We start from the raw sequence: 25,830 nt of genomic DNA, 5'->3' as shown, positions 1-25,830 counted from the left end.
AATCAATAATATAATTGAATGAGACTGAATGCGCGGATGTCACATTGCGACGGATCGGGTGTAACAGCGGCGATGCCTGTTACAGCGGCGTATCAATCCGTTCGGCCATCGCTGTCGGGGTGCGACTGGGCGACGTCATATTTGGTGAGCTTGCGATACAGCGTCATGCGCGACCAATGGAGCGCCTTGGCCGCTTCGACCTTGTTCCAGTTGGTTTGTTCGAGCGCGTCGATGATCCGCTGTCGTTCGTCCTCGCCGCTCGCCACATAAAGCTGGTGCAGCTTTTCGAAAGCAAGCGGGATATGTTGGCGGGTGATCGGGCCATCGGGCGGGTCGATGAAGACGGCTTCAACGAAATTGCGGATTTCGCGGATGTTCCCGGGCCAGTCATAGCTTTTCAATATGTCGAGCAATTCGCCGTCGGGCATGGCGACGCTGGTGCCGCAACGCCGGTTGAAGCGGTCGATGAAGTGGCGGATGAACAGGGGAATATCGTCGGGCCGGTCGGCAAGGTCGGGGATGACGACGCGCGCGACATTGATACGGTAATAAAGATCGGCGCGAAACGCGCCGGTGCGGATATTGTCCTCGACCCGGCGGTTCGTGGCGGCGATAAGGCGCAGATCGACATGGACGGGACGTTCGGCGCCGATCGGATAAACTTCCTTTTCTTCCAGAACGCGCAACAATTTTGATTGCGAATAGGGCGAAAGCTCGCCGATTTCGTCAAGGAACAGCGTGCCGCCGTCGGCGAGAACGGCTTTGCCCTTGCGGGACTGCTGCGCGCCGGTGAAGCTCCCCTTTTCAAAACCGAACAGTTCGGATTCGAACAAGGTGTCGGGGATGGCGGCGCAGTTGATCGCGACGAAGGGGCGGTCGCATCGGCTGCTCATGCGGTGGAGCAAGCGCGCGAAATGTTCCTTGCCGGTGCCGGTCGATCCGGTCAGCAGCGCGGGCGCGTCCGATCGCGCGATTTTGGGCAGCATGGCGGAGAGGCCGGTTATGGCCTCGCTTTGCCCGATAATCTCCATACTCGCTTCGGCCACGGGAAATCCCTTTAGTCCAAAGCGACCCCACGCTGTCCCACCTGTCATGTGCGGACAACAGATCGGCTTCGTCCCGCCATCGGCAACGAGCCAATGGGGGAGCATCCGATTCTGGTCTGGTCATGGTTCGATCCGGTGCCATGCGACGTAGCCCGAATCATCGTTGTTCAACATGTTGTCGGCCCGCCGTGCCGCAGCGTCAATCGGCAAACGCTGTTTCGCGGCGATTAACCGTTCGGCCGGGGCGCCTGTCCGACGGATTGCGGCGGCCCCGCACAGCCGTGAATGGGGTCGCGGCGAGTCCACCCCGCATGCCAGCAATTTGCGTAATAGTTTCGCTGTGCGCATATGCGGAAGCAAAGGGCGTGCCCAGGATGCGCCGGCCTGTTAAATACTCGCCGTGAAATTGCGCCAGATCGAAATTTTCCATGCGGTCTATTTGACCGGTTCGGTCAGTGCGGCGGCGCGTGTTCTCAATATTTCTCAGCCTTCCGTCACCAAGATTTTGCATTACGCCGAATCGAGTTTGGGTCTGACGCTGTTCGACCGGACCAGGGGGCGTCTGGTGCCGACAGAGGATGCGCACGAATTATTTTCCGAGGTTGCCGAAATACAAAAGCGCGTCGACCTGCTGCAACAGGCCAGCCGCAATCTGCGCTTTGGCCGGGGGCGCACGCTGCGCATTTCGGTCCTGCCGTCGCTGGGGCTGGGAGCGATTCCCGATGCCGTGTCGGAGTTTCTGGCAAAGCATGAGGGCGTTTCGCTGGAACTGCATACGGCGCATCATGATGACATGGTACGCAAGCTTTACGAGCGCGAGACCGATCTCGTCATCACCTATGACGTGCCGGCGACGGCCCCCGTGGCCTATAAATGGCTGGGAAAGGGCGAGATGGTCGCCGTTTATCGCGATGGCGATATCGAGTGCGACGCGGCGCGCCTGCCCTTGAGCACGTTCAAAGGGCGGCGTTTCATCACCACCGTCAAAAGCGGGCCGATGGGTCGGCTGTTGTCCGAAGAGCTCAATCGGGCGGGCGTGGTCCCGCAAGAGGTGGTCTCGTCGCAAACCTATTTCGTGGCCGTGGCGCTCGTGCGGTCGGGGGTCGGGGTTTCGGTGGTCGACAGCTTCACCGCACAGGCGGCTTCGGCGCCTGGCGTGCTGTTCAAACCTTTATCTCCGGCGCTCGGCTTCAACGTTCACGCCATCTATTTGCAGAACCGGCCGCTGTCGAAGCTTGCCACGGTGTTTCTGAAGCATCTGAAAGATGCGTTCGAAGCCTATAGACTTCCTCTATAGATGGACATGGCATTGATATTGTCAGTGCCGCCAAGAGCGGGCTAGTCTGAACGCCTTATCCTTTCGGAAGGCTGAAGATTATCCATGCTTCCCGTTTTGCGCTTTCGTTCGATATCGCCTCCTGCTTGCAGATCCAAGGGTGTCGCCCGACGCCTTGTCAGGGCCTCGATCCTGGTCGGGGTTGCCGTGACCGTAGCGGCACAAGTCGGTCCATCGTCGGCGCAATCGCCTGGCGATCAACGTGTTCGGGCGCGGGACGTCGGGATCGCGCCGGGCCTTTTCCCAACCGGCCCGCACAATGCGATCACCGATGTCGGCGATGTCCGCGTCGGCCAGATAACGCGCATCGAGGGCGCCGATGTGCGGACGGGGGTTACGGCGATACTCCCGCACGGCGGCAACCTGTTTCAGGACAAGGTGCCGGCGGGTGTGGTCGTTGCAAATGGGTTCGGCAAATTTGCAGGAACCACCCAGATCGCCGAACTGGGAGAGGTGGAAACGCCGATCCTCCTGACCAATACGCTGAGCGTCGCGCCGGTGATCGACGGGATTGTCGGTTGGACGCTGACCCGCCCCGGGAACGAAGCCGTACGTTCGGTGAATGCCGTGGTCGGCGAAACCAACGACAGCCCGCTCAACAATATTCGCAAGCGGGTGATTTCGGCCGCCGATGCGGTCGCCGCGATTGACGCTGCCAAGGGCGGTGCAGTTGCGGAAGGAAGTGTTGGTGCAGGAACCGGCACGGCAGCCTTCGGCTGGAAGGGCGGAATCGGCACCAGCTCGCGTGTCCTGCCGCAGTCGCTTGGCGGATATCGCGTCGGGGTTCTGGTCCAGAGCAATTATGGCGGATCGCTGGTCATGGACGGGATCCCGGTGGGCCGGGCGCTTGGCCGCTATTATCTGAAGGGCCATGTCGAAACGGCAGCGGCGGATGGATCGATCATTCTGGTCGTGGCCACCGATGCGCCGCTCGGCGATCGCAATCTGACGCGCCTTGCGCATCGGGCGATTGCCGGCCTGGCGCGGACCGGGGCGGCCTTTTCGAACGGGTCGGGCGACTATGCGATCGCTTTTTCGACTGCCGATAGCGTTCGCCGTACGCCGGAACGCCGCAACGCGGTGACGGCCTATCCCGAGCTGGGCAATGATGCGATGTCCCCGCTGTTTGTCGCGGTGGCCGATGCGGCGGAAGAAGCGATCTACAATTCCCTGCTGATGGCGACCACGATCGAACGGCAGGCGACGGACGATGCGCCGGCCGCCGTCGGAGAAGCGATCGATATCGATGCCGTGCAGGCGGCGATTGCCCGTCATCGTCCCGCTGCCGGACGGGATGCCGCACGAACGGTAAGGACGCCGCGTTGAAATCGGTCGACATATTGGTGATCGGCGGCGGCATTGCCGGGGTCTCTGCTGCGGCGCGTTTCGCCCGCCAGGCCCAGACGCTGCTGATCGAGCGCGAGAGCGCGCTGGGCTATCATTCGTCCGGGCGCAGCGCGACCTTCTTTCATTTCGGGATTGGGGACGATGCGGTTCGCGGGCTGACGGCGGCCAGTCGCTCCTTTTTCGTCGATCCGCCTGCGGACCACTCCGATGTTCCTTTGTCGCAAGCCAAGCCCGCGCTGTTCATCGCGACGCGAGAGACGATGGGAGAGTTGGAAGCCCTGGAAGCAGAGATGCGCCGGTTCGCCGACACGATCACGCGGGTCGGCCCCGATGACATGCAGGCGATCGTTCCGGTGCTGAAAGTCGGAAATGACGGAGCCGTCGCCGGAATTCTCGATGTCGGGGGGCAAAAGCTGGACGCCGACCTGCTGCTTCAGGCCAATGCCCGCGCGCTGCGCCGGGCGGGCGGAGAGATACGATTTGGGGAGGGGGTCGCCGCAATCGTCCATGACGGCGCGCGGTGGATCGTGGACACCGGCGTCGAACGCTATTCGGCCGGAATTGTGGTCAATGCTGCGGGTGCGTGGGCCGACGAACTGGCTTTGCTCGCCGGGGTGCGGCCGCTCGGACTGACCCCGCTTCGGCGGACCATCATCGGATTTGATCCGCCTTCCGGGCTCGATATTTCAGGCTGGCCCTTTCTCAAGACCGTATCCGACGACGGGTTTTATATGTTGCCCGATGCCGGGCGCCTGCTCGCCTCCCCGATGGATGTGACGCCGTCGCCGCCCTGCGACGTCCAGCCCGAAGATTATGAGGTGGCGCTCGCCGCCTGGCGGGTGGAGGAGGCGACGAACCTGTCGGTGTCGCGCGTTCCGGTCAAATGGGCGGGGCTGCGCAGTTTCGTGGCTGACAAGGTGCCGACCGCCGGTTTTGCCTCCGATGCGCCGGGCTTCTTCTGGCTGGCCGGACAGGGGGGGTATGGTCTTCAGACATCACCTGCGATGGCCCTGGCGGCAGAGGCGCTGCTGTTCGACCAGGCCTGGCCCGACGAACTGCGTGCTTATGGCGTCAGGCCTGAACAAATCCGGCCGGAGCGGCTGACCGGATGATGTGATCCGGCGGATGCGCCGTTCCGCCAGCGGCCCCCATTTTTGATCGACCCTTTTCACGGAGCCTTTCCCTATGCGTATCTTGTCCTTGTTCGGCGCGCTCAGCCTGGCGCTGTCTCCGGCTGCGGCCCAGGATGCCCAATGGACGCTGGTAATCCATGGTGGGGCCGGAACGATCGAGCGCGCGCGCATCACGCCCGATCAGGATCGCGAAATTCGTGCTGCACTCAACGCGGCGATCGACGCGGGCACGAAGATTCTGGCTGCGAAGGGCAGTTCGCTCGACGCCGTTGAGGCCGCCGTTCGGGTGCTGGAGGACAGTCCCCATTTCAACGCCGGACGCGGCGCCGTCTTTACCTGGGACGGACAGAATGAGCTCGACGCCTCGATCATGGATGGGCGCACGCGCAAGGCGGGTGCCGTTGCCGGGGTGCTGCGCACGCGCAACCCGATCAGCCTGGCGCGTGCGGTCATGGAAAAAAGCCCGCACGTCTTTCTGGGGGGTGGCGGGGCTGACCGCTTCGCGATCGATCAAGGGCTGGAACAGGTCGACCCAAAATGGTTCGCGACCCCCGAGCGCTTGCTGCAATTGGAGCAGATGAAAACGAAAAAGCTGAGTTCCTATGACGTCGATTACAAGTTCGGAACCGTCGGTGCGGTTGCTCTCGACGCGCAAGGGCATGTCGCGGCGGCAACCTCGACGGGCGGCATGACCGGCAAGCGGTGGAGCCGCATCGGCGATTCGCCGGTGATCGGCGCCGGGACCTATGCCGACGATCGTGCCTGCGCGGTGTCGGCGACAGGGTCCGGCGAATATTTCATCCGCGTCGGGGCTGCGCACGAAATTTGTGCCCGCATTCGCATGCAGGGGGATACCCCGAAACAGGCGGCGGATGCAGTGATCGCGGAGATCGGCGGCCTGGGCGGTTCGGGCGGCGTGATCGTCACGAGCCCGTCTGGAAGCGCCGACTGGTCGTTCAATACCGAGGGCATGTACCGCGCCAAAGCGAACAGCGCGGGCGAACGGCATGTCGCCATCTACCAGGACGAAGGCTGACGACCCTTCGCGGGTGCGATCCTAATCATAGACTTATTCTATACACGCCCGAAGCCTTGATATTGGTCATCGGGGGCCCCGGCTGCTCAATATAATCCCTCGTCCGGTCAGGCGTTTACGGGATCTCGACCGGCATCATCATTGCGTTGGTCAAGTGCGCGGCGACTGGGACCCGGGGCGTTCCTTTCGACATGCGGGCGGCGACGCAATTCGGGAAGGACAACAGGGTGGAACAATTCAAACAGCGCCTGCTGACGGGCGCGGCATTCCTTGGCGCGGCTGTCGTTGCGGCTCCAGCGCTGGCGCAGGAATCGGGTGAGGTGTCGGTGGCTCCCGCCACCTCCGCGTTGGATGCGCCGCAGGAAGCGGCCGGGGATATTGTCGTCACCGGTTCGCGTATTCGCAGCCAGGGATTTGACACCGCCGTGCCGACGTCGGTGATGTCGAGCGAAGACATCGCCAGCACCGGCTTTACCGAATTGTCGCAGGTGCTCGCCGATTTGCCGGGTGTCAGCGTCGGCGATTCCAACATCGGCCAGCCGACCGCCAATATCCAGAATGCCGGGACCAGCACGGTCAATCTGCGCGGGCTCGGGTCGAACCGTACGCTCGTGCTGATCGATGGACGCCGCACCGTTTCGAACGCGGCCAACCGCAATGTCGTCAGCCTGAACACCATTCCCAGCGGTTTTGTCGATCGCGTCGACATCATCACCGGCGCCGCATCGGCGATTTACGGATCGGACGCGATCGCCGGGGTGGTGAACATCATCACCCGTTCCAAGCTCGAAGGGCTGCGCCTCACCGCGCGGGCGGGGACCAGCCTGGGGGCCAGCGGCAACGATGAAGTGAGCGCGTCGGCGACCTTCGGCCACAAATTCGCCGACGGGCGCGGCTATTTGCTCGTCGGGGTCGATTATGAACAGGGCTTTGGGCTGCATGCCAGCGACCGTGGGGCGCGGGCGTCGCGGTCGTGGACCTTTCGGCCGACGACCAACACCATCCTCGAACCTGATCACAGCAGCGACATACCGGGCGGCTATTTTCGCGGCGGCGCCTTTTATTTCGATGAAGACGGGATGCAGACCGGATTCGACCTTGCCCGCAACGGCTATAACGACCGTCGGCACGATTGGCTGATCTCGCCGCGCAAGCTGATCAACTATGCGGCGAAACTGAATTTCGAGGTTTCGAGCGCGTTCAAGCCCTTTGTCCAGATCCATTATTCGCAGCTCGACAGTCGCTATGCGCGCGCGCCGATCGGCGTTCGCGATACGACGCAGGTGCTGGTGCGCGATCCCGAAACCGGGATTCCGGTTCCGGGCGCTCCCTTCTTCAACGTCGGACGCATTTCGGCGAGCAATCCTTTCGTGCCGGCGGCGATTGCGGCGGGGGCTCCGTCCAGCGGTATCAACTTCCGTCGGCGTTTCGACGAACTCGGCGCGCGACAGATTTTGAACGACCGCGACACGTTACGCATCTGGGCGGGGTTCAACGGGACGCTGGCGGGCGACTGGTTTTATGAAGTCTCGTACAGCCATGGTGAATTCCGTCAGGACCAGCTTCGCACCAATGGCGTCAACCTGTTCAACCTGCGCAATGCGCTTCGGGCGCAGCGGACCCTGACCGGGGTGCAGTGCATCGACGCGGCGGCGCGGGCTGACGGTTGCGTGCCGATCAATCTGTTCGGCGTCGGGTCGATCACGCCCGAGGCGGCCGACTATATCCGCGCCAATTCGGTGTTCAAATCGCGCCTGACCCAGCAAGTGGTCCAGGCCTATGCGACCGGCACGCTTTTCCAGCTTCCCGCCGGGCCGCTCAGCATGGTGGTCGGCGGCGAATATCGCCGCGAACATGGTTCGCTGAAATCCGATCGCGCGACCAACAGCGGCTATACGACCAACGCGGGAATCCCCGGGTTCGACGACGGTTTTAATGCCAAGGAAGCCTTTGTCGAACTGTCGTTGCCGCTCTTCCGGGAACAACCTTTTCTGCACGATCTGAATATCGACCTTGCCGGGCGTTTTTCGGATTACAGCCAGAAAAATGTCGGGACGGTGTTCAGCTATCGCGCCGGGATCAACTGGGCGCCGGTGCGTGACCTGCGCTTCCGGGCGGCCTATGGCACGGCTCAGCGCGCGCCCGATCTCGCCGAGCTTTATTCGCCGCCGCGCGACGATTTCGGAACGCTGATCGACATTTGCTCGGGGGTCACTGCGACGACCGCCGGGACGGTCGCGGCCAATTGTCGGCGCGATCCCGGTATTGCCGCCACCATCGCGACAGCAGGTATTTTCGAACAAAGTTCGACCAACGTGTCATCACCCAACGGAGGCAATCCGGGGGTAAAACAGGAAACGGCCAATACGCTGACGGCGGGGGCGGTCTTTTCGCCGCGCGGTCTGCGCGGTCTCGATCTGGCGGTCGATTATTATCACATCAAGGTGAAGGGGGCGATCGACTCCTACAGCACCGATGTGATCATGCGCGAATGCTATTCGGACAGCAACGGCGTGAACAACGCTTTCTGCGGCTTTATCACGCGCAACACGCTCGACGGCCAGTTGCAGCAGGTTCTCCAGCTAGAGCAGAATCTGAACAGTTCGGTCGTCAGCGGTATCGATGCCCAGGCCAGCTACCGGTCGCGTCTTGACAATATCGGGTTGCCGGGCGCGATCGACGTCAAGCTGCGCTGGTCGCACGCGCTGAAGAATGAAACGACCTTCATCGGCCTGAACGGGCCGCAGATCGACGATGACAATGGCGAGATCAATCGTCCGAAGGACGTGCTGGTCGGCCAGCTCGGCTATAATGTCGGACCCATGCGGTTCCAGTGGCGCGCGCGCTACTATGGCCCGACGGTGTCGTCCATCGAACGCGTACGGGATGCCAAGGCGGCGGGCTTCGCCGATCCGCTCTATCTTTATTACAAGGGTCAGTGGCGGCATGACCTTTATGTCAGCCTGCGGCCGGACGTTCCGGGTGTGAATCTTCAGGTTTATGCGGGGATCAGCAACCTGTTCAACAACACGGGGCCGGACGTTCCCGAAGGTTCGACGGGGATCAGCAGCAACGGCTATATCTCGGCTTATGGCATCGCTGGACGCAGCTTCTATGCCGGAATAACCACCAAATTCTGATCGGCGGGCCGGGCGTTTCCATGGAAGCGTCCGGCCTGATCTTTCGGGCGGCTTGTCAGCATCGATGCCATATGCGTGTCAGCGCAGGCGACGGCGCAGCGCGGCATAGGCGGCGCGTGCGTTCATCAGGGCTTCGAAACCCGCGCGGCGCGGGGCCGAACCGATGGCGACGGCGCCGTTGAAGATAGTGCGCTTGCTTTGCCACATCGACCGGCAACTGGTCGCGCGCTGGGGTGTGCATGTGTCGAAATAAATCTCGGGCCGCGCCGCGACCTGGTCGGCGACGTGCTGCATCAATTGCTGCCCCGGGGCATAGGTGCGAAACGCTTCGTCGAAGGTCATCTTGAAACCATAGCCATGGGCGCCGGTTTCGAACCAGCTTGTCATCGCCAGTGGCCGGTCGCCGGCTCGCAAGGTTGCCAGCCGCAAGGTGCCGTTGGCGTGGCCGCGCTCGGCGACCTCGCGGAACAATGTCTCGGTGGCGGCATGGCAACCGAGCGCGCTGCCGACCCGCCCTTTCCAGCCATCTCGTTCCATCGCCAGAAAATGGTCGATCCACTTCTGTCCCGGCTCGCCGGCGGTCAGCGTGTCGATCGCCACGGTGCCATGGTCGCGCTCCAGCCGGCGACGCAGGCTGCGCAGACGGCTCTGCGCCTTGCCGTCGCCTTGCGCGATGATTGGTTCGCCGGGGCGCCGGGCGGGACGTTCGAAGCGTTCAACCATTCGGATCGCGCGGCGTTCCGCGGCGCAATGCGCGAACAATGCCGCGCTGACCGGATCGTCAAAGGCAAGCTGTCGGACGAAGAACAGCATCTGGCCGCGACTGTGGGCGTCGAGATGGGTGAGCAATGCGCGCCAGAAAGCCTCGGCGTGGTCGGGAATGACCAGCGGCGTGCCAAGAAACTGGTTGGTTGCCAGCCAGCTGGCCCAGGCCCCGACCGGCCAGCGGCCAAAGCGACGCTCGGCGACCAGCGGGATCACGCCGATCCACCCTTCCTGTGCTTCGCTGACGATGGCGAGCCGGACCTCTTCCTCGCGGTCGGCATGACGCAGCGCGGCGTCCATGAACCAGTCATGGGCAAAGATGTTGCCACCGCCCGCTGCCGCAGAAAGCTGGGCCCAATGCGCGCGGTCGCGGTCGGACAGGCTCTGCGGCCGGACAAGGCGAACGTCGCATGGACCCAGCGCCACCGCCTTCATCGGGGGAGGGGTTGGAAGAAGGAAGGAGGCGCTGGACAGGCAATAGCTCATAGCAGCCCCACCTTGCGCGCGGCGCGCCCGCAAAGCGCGCGCCAGCCAGGTGACGCAGGCCACAGCGGCGGCTCGGCAGCGGCCAGGCCGACCCGGCGGAGGAGCGGATTGACCTGAACGGCATCGGCGGCCTCGCGGCTCCATTCGCATTGCCATGTCATCGACAGCGAAATCGACGGCGTCGACCCCGCCTTGACCCAGTGGGGTGCGGCATAGGGCACGAACAGGGCATCGCCGGGCGATAGCGGATGGATGGTTGCGGCGGTTTCGAACCCATCGTCCCAAGGCAGCATATTGTCGCCCGCGCCATGATAGGCTTCGCGCCGGTCAAGCGTCAGCCACGGCGGCGTGGGGGGATAGGTCGCGAACTGCTTGTCGCCGGCGATCTGGAACAGAATATTATATTCGCAATCGAAGTGGAACGGCGTCAGCGTTCCGGGTGCGGAAATGAAGATGAAGCCCTTGACCGCCGACCCGGTGCCGGTGACGGGGGCGATGGCTGGCGCGATGGCGGCCATCAGCGTGTCGAGCAAGGCGCGATAGGCGGGCAGTTGTTCGACGAAGCGCAACATGATCCAGTTGCCGTCGATCTGCATCGATTCGACCGCCATGGCGACATCGTCGCCGGCCTGTCCATCCATTGCGAAATCGCCGCCGTTCACGGCATCCGCGATCCGGCGCTCGACATGCTGCGGCGGCAGTTCGCGCGCCGCTTGTGCGAGCGCCGCGAATGACAGAAGCGGATGATCGACCAGCTCATGGCGCAGCATCGCCGGCGCCGCGGGATAGGCGCTCGAAAAGGCCTGAAGGCCGGACGGGCTGACATAGGACATGGCGACGTATCATCTGGTAAATGGGACGTTTCTTCGCCATGTGGCGGTTAAGGCTAAATAAGCCGTTAAGTCCAAAATGCCAGAATAATCAAATCGTGCAAGTAATGGCTGCACCGGCGCCAAGTTTGCCGGGCCATCTGTCACCGAAATGGATGCTTTTGCCGCCTATCGATTCCCGCAGCGAAAAGTTGCGAAAAAAGAAGGCGGGGATTGGTCGGTGCGGTACCATGGCGCGACCCGCCCGCCGCCTGAATCGGGTCAGGGACGGGCAGGGACGTACATTTTGCGGTAAGCGCCCCGGCCTTGTTCTGGCTTCGGCGCGCGTTTTGCGGGCGGGATTAGGCGGCGTCTTGCTGCCAGCCGCCGCCCAGCGCGAGGAACAGCGCGACGAGATAGGTCGCGCGCTGCTGTTCCGATTGGGCGATGCTCGCCTGAATCTGCGCCAGCGACCGTTCGGCGTCGAGGACGACCTGAAAGGCTTCGCGTCCCGATTCATAGCGCAGCCGGGCAATCCGGGCCGCGTCGCCAGCTTCGCGCGCGGCGCGGCGCAATGCCGCCAGCCGGTCGAGTTCACCCGCATAGCGGGCAAGCGCGCTTTCGGTTTCCTCGAGCGCTGACAGCCATGTTCCGTCAAAGGTGGCGAGGGCGGCGTCCGCGCCCGCTTCGGCCTGTTTCAACCGCGAGCGCGCGACTTCCATATTCGGAAAGTTCCACGAGATCAGCGGGCCGATCGAAAAGCGGAAGCCGTCGTTCGACCCCAGATCCGAAATCGACCCGGCGGTTGATCCGATCGAACCGCCGAGGCGGATGCTGGGATAAAGGTCGGCGGTTGCGACATTGACGCGGGCCGCGGCGGCGGCGAGTTGACGCTCGGCGCGGCGGATGTCGGGGCGGCGGGCGAGCAGGCTCGCGCCATCGCCGACCGGCACCGGACGGCCCAGTTCGGGCGGTGCCTGGCATGCGAGCACCTGTTGCGGCGCCTCGGCCGGGGGCTTTCCGGTCAGCACGGCCAGGCGATAGAGCGCCGCGGTACGCTGCGCGGTGAGCGCGGGGATCGCCGCGCGCGTTTGTTCGAGCAAGGCGCCGGCCTGGCCGGTTTCGAGCCGCGTGGCGCGGCCACCCTCGAACAGGCGGCGGGTCAGGTCAAAGGTGCGCTCCTGAATCCGCAGCGTTTCTTCTGCCACCGCGACCTGCCGATTGAACGAGCAGACATCGGTATAGGCGCGGGTCGTTTCGGCGGCGACGCTGATCCTGGTCAGGTCGAACGCGGCCTGCACCGCATCCGCATCGGCGCGGCTTGCACGGATCGCGCTTTCGACCCGGCCGAACAGATCGACCTGATAACCGACGTCCAGCCCGACGTCATAGCTTTCGCCCTCGACCGGACCGATGCCGGTCTGGCTGCCGGGCTGGCGGGCATAGGCGCCGCTGGCGTTGATGCCCGTCGTGGGCAGACGCCCCGCCCGCGATTCGCGCAGGACCGCGCGCGCCTGTGCCAGGTTCGCGGCTGCGACGCGCAGGTCGGTATTGGCGACCAGTGCCTGCTCGACCAGTGCGTCGAGCGTGGGATCGCCAAACAGGCTCCACCATTCGCCCGGCGGCTGTTCGCCGGTGAAGGCGGGCGATTTCCCCGCCTCCAGAAAGGGAGCCTGCGAGGGCGCGGCGGGCGTCGGCGATACATAGGCCGGGCCGACGGTGCAGGCGGACAGCGCCAGTGCGCTGACTGCCAACAACAGGTTGCGGGTCATCATTGGGTCTCCAGCGGCGCTTCGCCATTCGGTCCGTTGCGGCGCATCATATGCTGCGCCTTGTCCCCCAGCTTGCGGCAAAGGACATAGAAGAGCGGGGTGAAAATCAGGCCAAAGAAGGTCACGCCCAGCATCCCGAAGGTGACGGCGGTGCCCAGGGCCTGCCGCATCTCCTGTCCCGGTCCACTCGCGATCGCGAGCGGAATGACGCCGAAAATGAAGGCAAAGCTGGTCATCAGGATCGGGCGCAGGCGCGACCGGGCGGCATGGACGGCCGCATCGATCGTGCTCATTCCCTCTTCCTCCTCCGCCTGTTTGGCGAATTCGACGATCAGGATTGCATTTTTCGCGGCGAGGGCGATCAGCACGACCAGGCCAACCTGGGTCAGGATATTATTGTCCATCCCGCGCAGGTTGACGCCCAGCATCGCGGCGAGCAGGCACATGGGCACGATCAGGATCACCGCCATCGGCAGCGGCAGCGATTCATATTGTGCCGCGAGCACGAGAAAGACGAACACAACCGCGAGCATGAAGATCAGTACCGCGCTGCCGCCGGCAGCCTGTTCCTGATAGGCAAGGCCGGTCCATTCATAGCTGAACCCATCGGTCAGCGTCTTTGCCGCCAGCCCTTCCATCGCGGCGAGCGCCGCCCCCGACGAAACGCCGGGTGCTGCCTGTCCCTGCAATTCGACCGCGGGGTACAGATTGTAACGCACCACGCGGGTCGGTCCGCTGTCGTTGCGGAACGTCGCGACCGACGACAGCGGCACCATTTCGCCCGACGAAGACCGGACCTGCAGGCGGCCGACATCCTCGATGCTCGCTCTTGCCGACGGCTCTGCCTGAGCGGTCACGCGGAAAGTGCGACCGAGGAAGTTGAAGTCGTTGACATAGGTGGAGGCCAGATAGGTGCCGAGCGCCGAATAGACCTGCGCGGGGTCGACCCCCAGAATCTGCGCCTTGTCACGGTCGACATCGGCGAAGATGCGCGGGCTTCCGGTGTTGAACAGGGAAAAGACCTGCGTGACTTCGGGCACTTCCTGTGCGCCGCCCATCATGGCGAAGGTCGCCTGTTCCAGTTCGCGATAGCCTTGACCGTCGCGTGCCTGAAGCATCATCGTAAAGCCGTTGCCGTTACCGAGCCCCTGCACCGCGGGCGGCGCGATGACGAAGGCATTGGCTTCGGGCAGGATCGTCGCGAGCGTACCCGAAAGCTGCTGCGACATGGCGGTGGCGCTCATCGCCTTGCCGCGTTCGCCCCAGTCGGTCAGGCGGATGAACATGGTGCCCGCGTTCGATGCGGTCGAGAAACTCGATCCGTCGAGACCCGCAAAGGTCGCGATGCTCGCCACGCCGTCCATTTGCGAGACGGTTTCCTGCGCGCGTTTCAGCACTTCGCTCGTGCGGTCGAGCGAGGCGCCCGGCGGCAACTGGACCACCCCGATCAGAACGCCCTGGTCCTGATCCGGGATGAAGCCGGTCGGCGTGTCGACCATGCGCCAGCCGGTAAAGGCCAACAGCACGGCATAGATCGTCAGCATCAGCCCGGCCTTGCGGACAAGCGAAGCCGTCGTTCGGCCATAATTTTCCGACAGGCGGTCGAAACCACTGTTGAACTTGTCTGCGGCCCCGCGGACCCAGCGCATCGCGCGGGTCTTGGGTTGCTGGTGGCTTTCCTCGTGCGGCTTCAGCAGCAGCGCCGCCATGGCGGGGGACAGGGTCAGCGAGGTCAGCGTCGAAAAGACGGTGGCCGCGGCGATCGTGACCGCAAACTGTTGATAGAAGATCCCGGGAATGCCGGGCATGAAGGCCGTCGGCACGAACACCGCGACCAGCACCAGCCCGATCGCGATCAGCGCGCCCGACACTTCGTCCATCGTGCGATGGGCGGCCTCGCGCGGGCTCAGCCCGGCACGAATATGCTTTTCCACCGCTTCGACCACGACGATCGCGTCGTCGACGACGATGCCGACCGCGAGGACGAGAGCGAACAGCGACAGCGAGTTGATCGAAAAGCCGAGCGCCAGTTGGACCGCGAAGGTGCCGATCAACGCCACCGGAATGGCGACGATCGGGATGATCGCGGCGCGCCAGGTTTGCAGAAAGACCAGGACGACCAGGACGACCAGGATGATGGCTTCGACCAGGGTCTGCTGCACCGCTGTCACCGACGCCTGGACATATTCGGTCGGGTTGAAGGGGATTTCATATTCCAGTCCCGGCGGGAAATCCTTGGACGCCGCCTCGACTTCCTGCAGCACCAGGTTCGCGGCATCGAGCGCATTGGCGCCCGGTTGCTGGATCACCGCCATGCCGACGCCGTCGCGCCCGTTGAACACGCCGCGCACGCCATATTCCTGGCTGCCCAGTTCCACACGGGCGACGTCCTTCAGCCGGGTAATGGCACCCGTCTGCGTATCGGTCTTGACCACGACATTCTGGAATTGCTCGGGGGTGACGAGGCGACCCGGCACTTCGACCGGAAGTTCGAAGGCGGGGTTGCCGCTGCCATAGGGCGGGGCGCCGACGCTGCCGCCGGCCACCTGGACATTCTGGCTTTGCAGCGCTGCGACGATTTCGGGCGCCGTCATATTGCGTGCGGCGGCCTTGTCGGGATCGATCCACACGCGCATCGAATAAAAGCCGCCACCGAAAATCTGCACGCCGCCGACCCCGTCGAGGCGCAGCAGCCGGTCGCGCAGCGTCGAATTGGCATAGTTGCCGACATAGTCGATATCGATCGCGGGATCGGTCGATGTCAGCGCGACGATCATCAGAAAGCCGGTTTCCTGCTTGTTCACCTGGACGCCGATCTGGCGCACCTGTTCGGGCAGGCGGGGTTCGGCAAGCGCCACGCGGTTCTGGACCAGCACCTGTGCGGCGTCGAGGTCGGTGCCGGGCTGGAAGGTGACGGTGATCTGCGCCGCCCCCTGCGTCGAACTGCTCTGCAGATAGAGCATGTTCTCGACACCGTTGATTTCCTGTTCCAGCGTCGAGGCGACCGTTTCCGCGATCGTTTCGGACGAGGCGCCCGGATAGGCGGCGTTGACCGCGATCGTCGGCGGCGCGATCTCGGGATATTGGGCGAGCGGAAGCTGCGGGTAGGAAAAGGCCCCGATCAGCGTGATGAAGATGGCGATGACGGCCGCAAAGATCGGCCGATCGACAAAAAAGCGGCTGAAATTCACTTGCCGGCGTCCTTCGCCTTCGCGGCGGCGGCGGGCTTGGACGCGATGATCTTGCCATCATCGCCGATCTTGCCGGCCTCCACCTTCGCGGGCTGACCGGGCATGGCGCGCTGGATGCCGCCGACGACGACGCGATCCTTCGCGGTGATGCCCGACCGGACCACGCGCAGTCCGTTCACCACCGGCCCGAGTTCGACCGGCCGTGCCTGGACGACATCGCCCTTGCCAATGACATAAAGGAGGCGTCGCGCGCCGTCGGTGACGACCGCGGTGTCGGGCACCATGATCGAAGGGCGCGGCGCCGAAGCGGCGAGCTGCAACTGGCCGAACAGGCCCGGACGCAGCTTGCCGTCGGGATTCTGGACGACGGCGCGCACGGTGATCGTGCCCGATCCGTTCGACAGGGCATTGTCGACAAAGTCGATGCGGCCGTTCAGGCCATAGGCGTCTTCGCCCTGCAGCCGGATGCGGACGGGCGCATTCTGCAGCGTGTCGCCGCGCCGCTCATATTGCAGCAGGCTTGCTTCCGATCCCTGAAAGCTGAAATGCATCGGGTTCGTCGATACGATCGTCGTCAGCACCGTCTGGTCGGCGGAAACGGCATTTCCGGGATCGACCATGCGCTGCGACACGCGGCCCGAAATCGGCGCGGTGACGCGCGTAAAGCCGACATTGAGCTGCGATGCGCGCACGGCGGCGTGCCCCGCCGCGACATCGGCTTCGCCCGCGCGCACGGCGGCGCGGCGCTGTTCGACTTCCTCGCGGCTCGCGGCCTCCGATTTGGCCAGCGTTTCCGATCGTGCCAGTTCGGTGCGCGCGTTGACCAGCGTGGCCTGCGCGCGGGCAAGCTGCGCGCGGGCCTGGTCGAGTGCGGCCTGTGACGGGCGGGCATCGATGGTGAACAGCAATTGTCCGGCGCGCACATATTGACCATCGGTAAAGTGCGAGCGTTGAAGATAGCCCGAAGCGCGCGGACGCACCTCGACGCTGCTGACGGCTTCGAATCGGCCGACATAATCGTCCCACTCGGTCACGTCGCGGATCAGCGGCTGGGAAACGGTAACGGGCAACGCCGGCGGACCGCCCTGCTCGCCGCCTCCGCCTGAGCAGGCGGCGAGCATCAGCGAGAGGCACAGGATCACAGGCGCGAGGAGAGGGCGCGTTTTCATGGGCTTGTATCTTTTTTTCTGTCTGGACGTTCCGACACCGGACGGCAGGGAGGGGGGAGGGGAGCCGCACGATGCCGGTTATTGCGAACTAATCTGAGTTAGATGCTAAGTCAACACCTGTTGATTTATTTCCTATCCGGTCTAAATCCTCCGGAATGGAGACAGGTACGACCATTAGAAAACGGGACGCGGCGGCGACTCGTGCGGCGATTCTTGCGGCGGCGCGCCAGCGCTTTTTGCGCGAAAGCTACGACAGTGTCGGACTGCGCGAGATCGCGGCGCTTGCGGGCGTCGATGTCGCGCTGATCAGTCGCTATTTTGGTGGCAAGGAAGGCCTGTTTCGAGAGGTGCTGGGGCATGATGACAAGCGGCCCGACCTGTTTCACGAACCCCAAAGCGTCGACGAGCTTCCCGATTTCATGGCCCGCCTGATCATGGAGGACGAGGATGAAGATCGCCACCAGCGCATGGAGATGTTTGTCATTCTGCTGCGCTCTGCCTCTTCGCCCAAGGCGGGGGTGATCATCCGCGACATGGTGCGTGAAGAGGTGCTGGAACCGCTGGCGGCGACGATCGGCGGCGATCATCCCGAAATGCGCGCGCATATGCTGCTGGCCATCTTGATGGGAGTCGGCGTCCTGCGCACCGTCATGGAGGCTGAGCCCGTCGAAATGAGCGAAGAGAATGGCGACATGTGTCGTGCCAGCTTTCGCAACCTCTTTGACGCTGCGCTCAAGGGATGATCGGCTATTGATTGATAAAATCGATCTGTAGCGCCTGTTTTTTCAATTGTCGCACTGCAACATCTGTCGCTAGGGGAGCGGCTCCGATAACCAAGAGGAGCTCTCCATGTCCGTTCTCAACACCACCCTCAAACCGTTCAAGGCCACTGCGTTCAAGCAGGGCAAGTTCGTCGACATCAGCGACGAAGATGTGAAGGGCAAGTGGGCGGTCTTCTTCTTCTACCCCGCCGATTTCACCTTCGTTTGCCCGACCGAGCTTGAGGATCTGGCCGACATCTATCCGACGCTGCAGAAGATGGACGTCGAAGTCTATGCCGTGTCGACCGACACGCATTTCTGCCACAAGGCCTGGCACGACACCTCGCCGGCAATCGGCAAGATCGACTATTTCATGGTCGGTGACCAGAATCACGCGATCTCGAACAATTTCGAAGTTCTGCGTCCGGGCGTTGGCCTGGCCGATCGCGGCACTTTCGTCCTCGATCCGCAGGGTGAAATCCAGCTTCTCGAAATCACCCCCGAAGGCGTGGGCCGCAACGCCGCCGAACTGCTCCGCAAGATCAAGGCGCTGCAGTATTGGGTCAGCCATCCGGGCGAAGTTTGCCCCGCGAAGTGGGAAGAAGGCGCTGAAACGCTGGCGCCCTCGCTCGACCTCGTCGGCAAGATCTAAGTGACAAACATGCCGTGTGTCCTCGCGAAGGCGGGGCACACGGCAACCTGAGGCGTGCGCGCCTTGGGGCTGACAACATGCGTCATTGCCAGCGAAGCGAAGCAATCCGGAACGGTCTGCGCACACTCTGGATTGCGGCGTCGCTTGGCGCCTCGCAATGACAATCCAATTTATGCAGGAGCTCTCCCCATGCTCGACGCCAATCTGAAGCAACAACTTCAAGGCCTCCTCACGAATCTTCGTGAACCGATCGAACTGCTTTCGTCGCTGGGCGACGATGCCAAGTCGGCCGAGCTGGCGACGCTCCTCGACGAAATCGCTGCGCTGTCCGACAAGGTCAGCGTGATCCGCGCCGATGACGATGCGCGCCGCCCCAGTTTCGAGATTCGCCGTGCCGGTCATCCTGAAATAGCGGTGCGTTTCGCGGGCATTCCGCTCGGTCACGAATTTACCTCGCTTGTCCTCGCGCTGCTGCAGGTCGGGGGGCATCCCCCCAAGACCGCGCCCGAGTTGCTGGAACAGATTGCCGCGCTCGACGGCGACTTCCACTTTGAAACCTATTTCTCGCTGTCGTGCCAGAACTGCCCCGATATCGTGCAGGCGCTGAACCTGATGAGCGTCGTCAATCCGCGCATCACCCACACTGCGATCGACGGCGGGCTGTTCCAGGCGGAAGTCGAGGATCGCAAGATCATGGCGGTGCCGACCATCTTCCTGAACGGCGAGAATTTTGGCCAGGGCCGCATGGAGCTGGAGCAGATTCTGGCCAAACTCGACACCGGCGCCGAAGCCAAGGCGGCGGAAAAGATCGCGGCCAAGGATGCGTTCGACGTGCTTGTCGTCGGCGGCGGACCCGCCGGCGCGGCGGCGGCCATCTATGCCGCGCGCAAGGGCATTCGGACCGGCATCGCTGCCGAACGCTTTGGCGGGCAGGTGCTCGACACGATGGCGATCGAGAATTTCATCTCGGTCCAGCACACCGAAGGGCCCAAGCTGGTCGCGCAGCTGGAACAGCATGTCAAAGACTATGACGTCGACATCATGAATCTGCAGCGCGCCGAAAAGCTGATTCCCGCCAAGGTCGACGGCGGCCTCCACGAGGTCCGCCTCGCGAACGGGGCCTCGCTCAAGGCGCGCACGGTGATCCTTTCGACCGGCGCACGCTGGCGCCAGCTCGGCGTGCCGGGTGAAGATGCCTATCGCAACAAGGGCGTCGCCTATTGCCCGCATTGCGATGGCCCGCTCTACAAGGGCAAGCGCGTCGCGGTGATCGGAGGCGGCAACAGCGGGGTCGAGGCTGCGATCGACCTGGCCGGCATCGTTGCGCATGTCACGCTGATCGAATTCGACAGCCAGCTTCGCGCCGACGCGGTGCTGCAGCGCAAGCTGGCGAGCCTGCCCAATGTCAAGATCATCACCTCGGCGCTCACCACCGAAGTGCTTGGCGACGGCGAAAAGGTGACGGCCCTCGCCTACAAGGACCGCAACTCGGATGAGCTGCATCAGATCGAACTCGAAGGCATTTTCGTCCAGATCGGTCTCGTCCCCAATACCGAATGGCTGAAGGACAGCGTTACCCTCTCGCGCCACGGCGAGATCGAGGTCGATCATCGCGGCGAAACGAGCCAGCGCGGCATTTTCGCTGCGGGCGATTGCACGACGGTGCCGTACAAGCAGATCGTTATCGCGATGGGCGAAGGGTCGAAGGCGGCGCTGTCGGCATTCGATTACATGATCCGTTTGCCGGCGGAGGTTGCGGACGCGGCCTGATTGCTCCACTTCGTCATGCCGGACTTGATCCGGCATCCCGCTTTCCTTCACAGTGAGCTGGGAACCTGGATCAAGTCCGGGGTGATGAAGGCAGGATGACCGAGAAGAAGAAACCGCCCGCACCCATTCCGCTCTGCCGTTTCGAGGAACTGGCAGAGCGCGAAAACCGGCTGCGCGAGGATGCCGCTGGCAAGACGAAGAGGCCGCGAAGCAAACCAGCCTAGCCCGCCGTCACGGCAAACCGCGTCGGCGGTCTCCCCTTGATTTGGGCAAAGGCGGTGCTGAACGCGCTCAGTCGGGCAATGCCGGCTTCACCGCGATGGCGTCGATCAGTGCATCGAGGCGTTCGACCTCCTGCGCGGTAAAGTGCAGACCCAGCTTGCTGCGCCGCCACAAGATATCGTCGCTTGTCAGCGCCCATTCGCGCGATACCATCCAGTGCAGTTCGGCCACCGACAGACCGTGGGCGATTTCGCCGCCCAGTGCATCCCAGCCGTCTGCATCGCTCAACCATTTGCGCGCATCGGTGCCATAGGCCTTGGCGATCCGGTCGACCGTTGCGGACGGCAGAAAGGGATAGTCGAGCCGATATTGGGCCCGGATCGCGGCGGCGCCGTCGGGACGGAAATTACCGCCGGGCAGCGGCGCTTGCGCTGTCCAATGCTTTCGCGACAGCGCAGGGATATGGGCCGCGAGCGCGTCCACAGCCTCTTCGGCGACATGGCGATAGCTGGTGATCTTGCCGCCATAGATGGTGAGGAGCGGCGCCCCTTCGTTCATGTCGAGGTCGATCCGGTATCCGCGCGTCGCCGCCTCGGGCCGCCCCGACCCGTCCTCGACCAGCGGCCGCACGCCGGAATAGCTCCAGACGACATCGGCCGGGATCACCGGTTCGCGGAAATACTCGCTCGCGCCCTCGCATAAATAGGCGATTTCCTCGGCACTCGCATGGATGTCCGCGAGTGTTCCTTCATGATCGACATCGGTGGTGCCGATCAGCGTGAAGTCGCGTTCATAGGGAATGGCGAAAAATATGCGCCCGTCGGGCAGTTGGAAAAAATAGGAATAGTCGTGCTCGAACCGCCGGGCGACGACGATATGCGACCCACGCACCAATCGCATGCTGTGGTCGGGTTCGGCATCGGCGCGCCGCAGCAGGTCGAGCACCGCAGGGCCCGCTGCATTGACGATGCTGCGCGCGGTGAAGCGATAGGCATGACCATTGTGGCCCGTAGCGTCGACCACCCACATCCCATTCTCGCAGCGCAGCATGTCGGCGCGTGTCCGGGTACGCACCCGTGCGCCCTTGTCGGCCGCGTCGCGCGCGTTAAGCAGGACGAGCCGCGCGTCATCAACCCAGCCATCCGAATATTCAAAGCCTTGGCGATATTGAGGCTGGAGCGGGGTCCCAGCCGGATGCTTGGTCAGATTCACCGTGCGCGTGGCGGGGAGCTTCTTTCGGCCGCCGATATGGTCATAGAGGAACAGGCCCAGCCGCAACAGCCAGCGCGGCCGCAATCCGTCGCGATAGGGCAGGACGAAACGCATCGGCCAGATGATGTGCGGCGCGATGCCCCACAATATCTCGCGCTCCTTCAACGCCTCGCGTACCAGCGCGAATTCATAATGTTCCAGATAGCGCAGCCCGCCGTGGATCAGCTTGGTCGAGGCGGAGGATGTTCCCTGGGCAAGATCGCCCTGTTCGATCAGCAGGACCCGCGCACCGCGCCCGGCGGCATCGCGGGCAATCCCGGCGCCATTCACGCCCCCGCCGATCACGATGATGTCATAGGGGGGCGGGGCGTCGGTCATGGCGCTGCTTCTTAGAATCGTTCGAAGCCCGATTGAACCTCTTTCGGTTCGCCTGACGGAACGGGTGACGATCGGGTTACGTATGCGCGTTGCAATCGCGCCGCGCATCCTCCACTTCTTCGCCCGGATATCCAAGGGGATGCTTGTGAGTGTGAAAGTCGAAACATTGGTGCTGTTCGGCGCGACCGGGGATCTCGCCCATCGCATGCTCTTTCCGTCGCTCTACAATCTGCATCTCGACGGACTGCTTGCCGAAGCGCTGACGATTATCGCCTCGGGGCGTTCGCAGATGGATCGCGCGGCCTTTCATGCACAGGTCCGCGCCGCTCTTGCCGAACATCTGCCCGAAGATCGGCTCGACGCGGACGGGACGGATGCCTTCCTCGCGCGGATCGACTATTGCGCCGTCGATGCCGGAAAGGGCACGGGGTATGACGATCTCGCCGCGATGCTCGGCGACCGGCTGACCCGCCCGATCGGTGTATATCTGTCGACGCCGCCGTCGATGTTCGGGCCGATCGCGCAGGGGCTTGCGGCCGCCGGCATCGCCTGCGCCGAATGCCGCATCGCGATGGAAAAGCCGATCGGCCACGATCTGGCCTCGTCGCGCGACGTCAACGAACAGGTCGGCAGCGCCTTTGCCGAGGAGCGGATTTTCCGCATCGATCATTATCTGGGCAAGGAAACGGTCCAGAATCTGCTCGCGCTGCGCTTTGCCAATATGCTCTTCGAACCGCTGTGGAACGCGCAGGCGATCGATCATGTCCAGATCACCGTCGCCGAAACGGTCGGGCTCGAAGGCCGCGTCTCCTATTATGACGGGGTCGGCGCGCTCAAGGATATGGTCCAGAACCATATGCTCCAGCTGCTTGCGATCATTGCGATGGAGCCGCCCGCCAGCGTGTCGGCGACCGCGGTGCGCGACGAAAAGGTGAAGCTGCTGCGCTCCTTGCGCAAGATGACCGAGGCCGATGTCCGCGCCCACAGCGTCAAGGGCCAGTACACTGCGGGCGCCGTAAAGGGAGAGGCGGTTGCGGGCTATGCCGACGAGCTCGGCCAGCCGTCGAACACCGAAACCTTTGTCGCCCTCAAGGCCTATATCGACAATTGGCGGTGGAAGGGGGTGCCCTTTTACCTGCGCACCGGCAAGCGGATGCCGCAGCGCAAGTCAGAGGTGCTGATCCAGTTCAAGCCGGTGCCGCACAACATCTTCGCGCGCGTCGGCGCGCCAAAGCTCGACGCCAATGTCATGGTGATCAATCTCCAGCCCGAGGAGAATATCCGGGTCAAGGTGATGGCAAAGCAGCCGGGGCTCGACCGCGACGGGGTCAAGCTGCGCGACGTCAATCTCGACGTCTCGCTGTCGCACAGTTTCGCGGGCGAACGGCGCCGCATCGCCTATGAACGCCTGCTGCTCGACTTCATCGAGGGCGACCAGACTTTGTTCGTGCGCCGTGATGAGGTCGAGGCGCAGTGGCAGTGGATCGATTCGATCCGCGACGCCTGGGCCGCCATCGACATGGTGCCGCAGAATTACACCGCCGGAAGCTGGGGACCGAGCGCGTCGGTCGCGCTGATCGAACGCGACGGCGCGAGCTGGGACGATTGATGATCGCACGCCGCTCCTGTCTGTGCAGGGGCGGTTGGCAACCTTGCGCTACCGCAATAGCGGCCCCCGCGCGTGCGGGGGTGACGAGAGAAATTTATGACCGACCTCCACCCTACTATCGCCGCGGTCACCGACCGCATCACCCGGCGCAGCGCGCCGCGCCGCGCCGCCTATCTCGACCTGATGGAGCGCCAGCGCGCGGCGGGGACCAATCGCGGCATGCTGTCGTGCGGCAACCTTGCTCACGCTTTCGCTGCGGCGGGCGAGGACAAGCCCGCGATCCGCGGCGGCGCGGCGATGAACATTGGCATCGTCACCGCCTATAATGACATGCTGTCGGCGCATCAGCCCTATGGCCGCTACCCCGAACAGATCAAACTCTTCGCGCGCGAAATCGGCGCGACCGCGCAGGTCGCGGGCGGCGTTCCCGCGATGTGCGACGGGGTGACGCAGGGGCAGGCGGGCATGGACCTGTCGCTGTTCAGCCGCGACAATATCGCGCAAGGGACGGCTATCGCGCTCAGCCACGCGATGTTCGAGGGCGCGCTGCTGCTCGGCATTTGCGACAAGATCGTCCCCGGCCTGCTCATCGGCGCGCTGCGTTTCGGCCATTTGCCGCAGATCCTCGTGCCCGCAGGGCCGATGCCGTCGGGGCTTGCCAACAAGGAAAAGCAGCGCGTCCGCCAGCTTTATGCCGAAGGCAAGGCAAGCCGCGACGAACTGCTCGAAGCCGAAGCGGCCAGCTATCATGGCGCGGGCACCTGCACCTTTTACGGCACCGCCAATTCGAACCAGATGATGATGGAACTGATGGGGCTGCACATCCCCGGCAGCGCCTTCGCCAATCCAGGGACAAAGCTGCGCCAGGCGCTCACCCGCGCCGCGACCCGCCGGCTGGCCGAAATCGGCTGGGACGGCGGCGATTACCGCCCGCTTTCCCGCTGCATCGATGAAAAGGCGATCGTCAACGCCTGCATCGGCCTGCTCGCGACGGGCGGTTCGACCAACCATGCCATCCACCTGCCGGCGATCGCCCGCGCCGCGGGGATCATTATCGACTGGCAGGATTTCGACGAGCTCAGCCATGCCGTGCCGCTGCTCGCGCGCGTCTATCCCAATGGCGCGGGCGATGTGAACCATTTCCACGCCGCGGGCGGCATCGGCTTTGTGGTGCGCGAACTGCTCGGCGCCGGGCTGCTCCACGGCGATGTGCTGACCGTCGGCGGGACGATGGCCGACTATGGTGCCGAACCGGTGCTGGCCGATGAACAATTGCATTGGCAGGCGGCGCCCGCGATCAGCCGCGACGACATGATGCTGCGCCCGGTCGCCGCGCCCTTTTCGCCCGACGGCGGGATGCGGCTTTTGTCGGGCAACCTCGGCCGGGCGATCATCAAGACCAGCGCGGTGGCGGAGGATCGCTGGACGATCGAGGCGCCGTGCCGGATCTTCGACGATCAGGATCAGGTGCTCGCCGCTTTCAAGGCGGGCGAGCTCGAACGCGACCTTGTCGTCGTCGTCCGCTTCCAGGGACCGCGCGCCAACGGCATGCCCGAACTGCACAAGCTGACACCGGCGCTTGGGGTGTTGCAGGACAAGGGCTTTCGCGTCGCGCTGCTCACCGACGGGCGGATGTCGGGGGCAAGCGGCAAAGTGCCTGCCGTCATCCATCTGTCGCCCGAGGCGCTGCCCGGCCCCGACGGGGTCAGCGGCCCGCTCGCCTTTCTGCGTGACGGTGACATTGTGCGCGTCTGCGCGCGCCAGGGGGAGGCGGCCGCGCTGGTCGATGAAGCCATATGGGCGGCGCGCACCCCCGCCGCGCCGCCGCCGCCCGCGGTGGGCGTCGGGCGCGAGCTGTTCGCTTTGTTCCGCCATCATGCCGACGAGGCGGAGAAGGGTGGTTCGGCGATGCTCGCGGCGATGGAAAACGTCGTCTGATTGTCCGTCATCCCGGCGAAAGCCGGGATCGCTGGCGGGCTGGGCGCAAGGATCAAAC

General features: G+C 63.9%; 18 protein-coding genes. 11 read left to right on the top strand and 7 right to left on the bottom strand.

The window, feature by feature from the left end; all coding sequences use genetic code 11:
• Nucleotides 1-92: 92 nt before the first annotated feature.
• Nucleotides 93-1,046: a sigma-54 interaction domain-containing protein gene (locus U0S50_RS10825; RefSeq protein ID WP_322308797.1), complete on the bottom strand. Its 954-nt coding sequence runs from the start codon at nucleotides 1,044-1,046 to the stop codon at nucleotides 93-95.
• A 400-nt stretch (nucleotides 1,047-1,446) separates the two neighbouring features.
• Between U0S50_RS10825 and U0S50_RS10820 the strand changes: the two genes are divergently transcribed.
• The 5 genes from U0S50_RS10820 to U0S50_RS10800 all read left to right on the top strand — a co-directional run bounded on the left by U0S50_RS10820 (nucleotide 1,447) and on the right by U0S50_RS10800 (nucleotide 9,038).
• A complete protein-coding gene (locus U0S50_RS10820) occupies nucleotides 1,447-2,343 on the top strand; it encodes a LysR family transcriptional regulator (protein ID WP_322308796.1) in 897 nt (298 codons plus the stop codon).
• Between the two features lie 186 nt (nucleotides 2,344-2,529).
• Nucleotides 2,530-3,708, top strand: coding sequence for a P1 family peptidase (locus U0S50_RS10815; protein ID WP_322308795.1), 1,179 nt, complete (start codon nucleotides 2,530-2,532; stop codon nucleotides 3,706-3,708).
• Complete coding sequence (locus tag U0S50_RS10810) at nucleotides 3,705-4,841, top strand: FAD-binding oxidoreductase (RefSeq protein ID WP_322308794.1); 1,137 nt, start codon at nucleotides 3,705-3,707, stop codon at nucleotides 4,839-4,841. The genes U0S50_RS10815 and U0S50_RS10810 overlap by 4 nt, the downstream gene beginning before the upstream one ends.
• A 73-nt stretch (nucleotides 4,842-4,914) precedes the next feature.
• The gene (locus tag U0S50_RS10805) at nucleotides 4,915-5,898 is read left to right on the top strand and encodes an isoaspartyl peptidase/L-asparaginase (protein ID WP_322308793.1); all 984 of its coding nucleotides are present in this window, start codon (nucleotides 4,915-4,917) and stop codon (nucleotides 5,896-5,898) included.
• Nucleotides 5,899-6,125: 227 nt separating this feature from the next.
• Nucleotides 6,126-9,038 (top strand): TonB-dependent receptor domain-containing protein, encoded by a 2,913-nt coding sequence (locus U0S50_RS10800; RefSeq protein ID WP_322308792.1) that lies wholly within the window; start codon nucleotides 6,126-6,128, stop codon nucleotides 9,036-9,038.
• A gap of 78 nt (nucleotides 9,039-9,116) precedes the next feature.
• Here U0S50_RS10800 and U0S50_RS10795 read toward each other — a convergent pair whose 3' ends face one another.
• The 5 genes from U0S50_RS10795 to U0S50_RS10775 form a co-directional block, all read right to left on the bottom strand.
• A complete protein-coding gene (locus U0S50_RS10795; RefSeq protein ID WP_322308791.1) occupies nucleotides 9,117-10,289 on the bottom strand; it encodes a GNAT family N-acetyltransferase in 1,173 nt (390 codons plus the stop codon).
• The gene (locus U0S50_RS10790; RefSeq protein ID WP_322308790.1) at nucleotides 10,286-11,122 is read right to left on the bottom strand and encodes a transcription factor jumonji, JmjC; all 837 of its coding nucleotides are present in this window, start codon (nucleotides 11,120-11,122) and stop codon (nucleotides 10,286-10,288) included. The genes U0S50_RS10795 and U0S50_RS10790 overlap by 4 nt, the downstream gene beginning before the upstream one ends.
• 338 nt (nucleotides 11,123-11,460) lie before the next feature.
• A complete protein-coding gene (locus tag U0S50_RS10785; RefSeq protein ID WP_322308789.1) occupies nucleotides 11,461-12,873 on the bottom strand; it encodes a TolC family protein in 1,413 nt (470 codons plus the stop codon).
• Nucleotides 12,870-16,061 carry a multidrug efflux RND transporter permease subunit gene (locus U0S50_RS10780; protein WP_322308788.1) on the bottom strand — a complete coding sequence of 1,064 codons (3,192 nt, stop codon included), beginning with the start codon at nucleotides 16,059-16,061 and terminating at the stop codon, nucleotides 12,870-12,872. Before U0S50_RS10780 ends, U0S50_RS10785 begins: the two co-directional genes overlap by 4 nt.
• Entirely contained in the window at nucleotides 16,058-17,230 is a 1,173-nt protein-coding gene (locus U0S50_RS10775; RefSeq protein WP_322308787.1) for an efflux RND transporter periplasmic adaptor subunit, read from the bottom strand. The genes U0S50_RS10780 and U0S50_RS10775 overlap by 4 nt, the downstream gene beginning before the upstream one ends.
• A gap of 155 nt (nucleotides 17,231-17,385) precedes the next feature.
• Between U0S50_RS10775 and U0S50_RS10770 the strand changes: the two genes are divergently transcribed.
• The 4 genes from U0S50_RS10770 (at nucleotide 17,386) to U0S50_RS10755 (ending at nucleotide 20,637) form a co-directional block, all read left to right on the top strand.
• The gene (locus U0S50_RS10770; RefSeq protein ID WP_322308786.1) at nucleotides 17,386-17,973 is read left to right on the top strand and encodes a TetR/AcrR family transcriptional regulator; all 588 of its coding nucleotides are present in this window, start codon (nucleotides 17,386-17,388) and stop codon (nucleotides 17,971-17,973) included.
• A gap of 106 nt (nucleotides 17,974-18,079) precedes the next feature.
• Complete coding sequence (gene ahpC, locus U0S50_RS10765) at nucleotides 18,080-18,643, top strand: alkyl hydroperoxide reductase subunit C (RefSeq protein WP_322308785.1); 564 nt, start codon at nucleotides 18,080-18,082, stop codon at nucleotides 18,641-18,643.
• Nucleotides 18,644-18,832: 189 nt separating this feature from the next.
• A complete protein-coding gene (gene ahpF / locus U0S50_RS10760) occupies nucleotides 18,833-20,413 on the top strand; it encodes an alkyl hydroperoxide reductase subunit F (protein WP_322308784.1) in 1,581 nt (526 codons plus the stop codon).
• A 95-nt stretch (nucleotides 20,414-20,508) separates the two neighbouring features.
• Nucleotides 20,509-20,637: a hypothetical protein gene (locus U0S50_RS10755; RefSeq protein ID WP_322308783.1), complete on the top strand. Its 129-nt coding sequence runs from the start codon at nucleotides 20,509-20,511 to the stop codon at nucleotides 20,635-20,637.
• Between the two features lie 67 nt (nucleotides 20,638-20,704).
• Here U0S50_RS10755 and U0S50_RS10750 read toward each other — a convergent pair whose 3' ends face one another.
• Nucleotides 20,705-22,225, bottom strand: a complete 1,521-nt coding sequence (locus tag U0S50_RS10750) for a glycerol-3-phosphate dehydrogenase (RefSeq protein WP_322308782.1) — start codon at nucleotides 22,223-22,225, stop codon at nucleotides 20,705-20,707.
• Between the two features lie 139 nt (nucleotides 22,226-22,364).
• Between U0S50_RS10750 and zwf the strand changes: the two genes are divergently transcribed.
• The gene (gene zwf / locus U0S50_RS10745; RefSeq protein WP_416194986.1) at nucleotides 22,365-23,834 is read left to right on the top strand and encodes a glucose-6-phosphate dehydrogenase; all 1,470 of its coding nucleotides are present in this window, start codon (nucleotides 22,365-22,367) and stop codon (nucleotides 23,832-23,834) included.
• A 96-nt stretch (nucleotides 23,835-23,930) separates the two neighbouring features.
• The gene (gene edd, locus U0S50_RS10740) at nucleotides 23,931-25,772 is read left to right on the top strand and encodes a phosphogluconate dehydratase (RefSeq protein WP_322308781.1); all 1,842 of its coding nucleotides are present in this window, start codon (nucleotides 23,931-23,933) and stop codon (nucleotides 25,770-25,772) included.
• Nucleotides 25,773-25,830 lie beyond the last annotated feature (58 nt).

The sequence above is a fragment of the Sphingopyxis sp. genome (assembly GCF_034380315.1).
In the GTDB taxonomy this organism is placed as follows: domain Bacteria; phylum Pseudomonadota; class Alphaproteobacteria; order Sphingomonadales; family Sphingomonadaceae; genus Sphingopyxis.
Note: the sequence above shows the minus strand (reverse complement) of the source record. Positions and strands in the feature narration are given on the sequence as shown.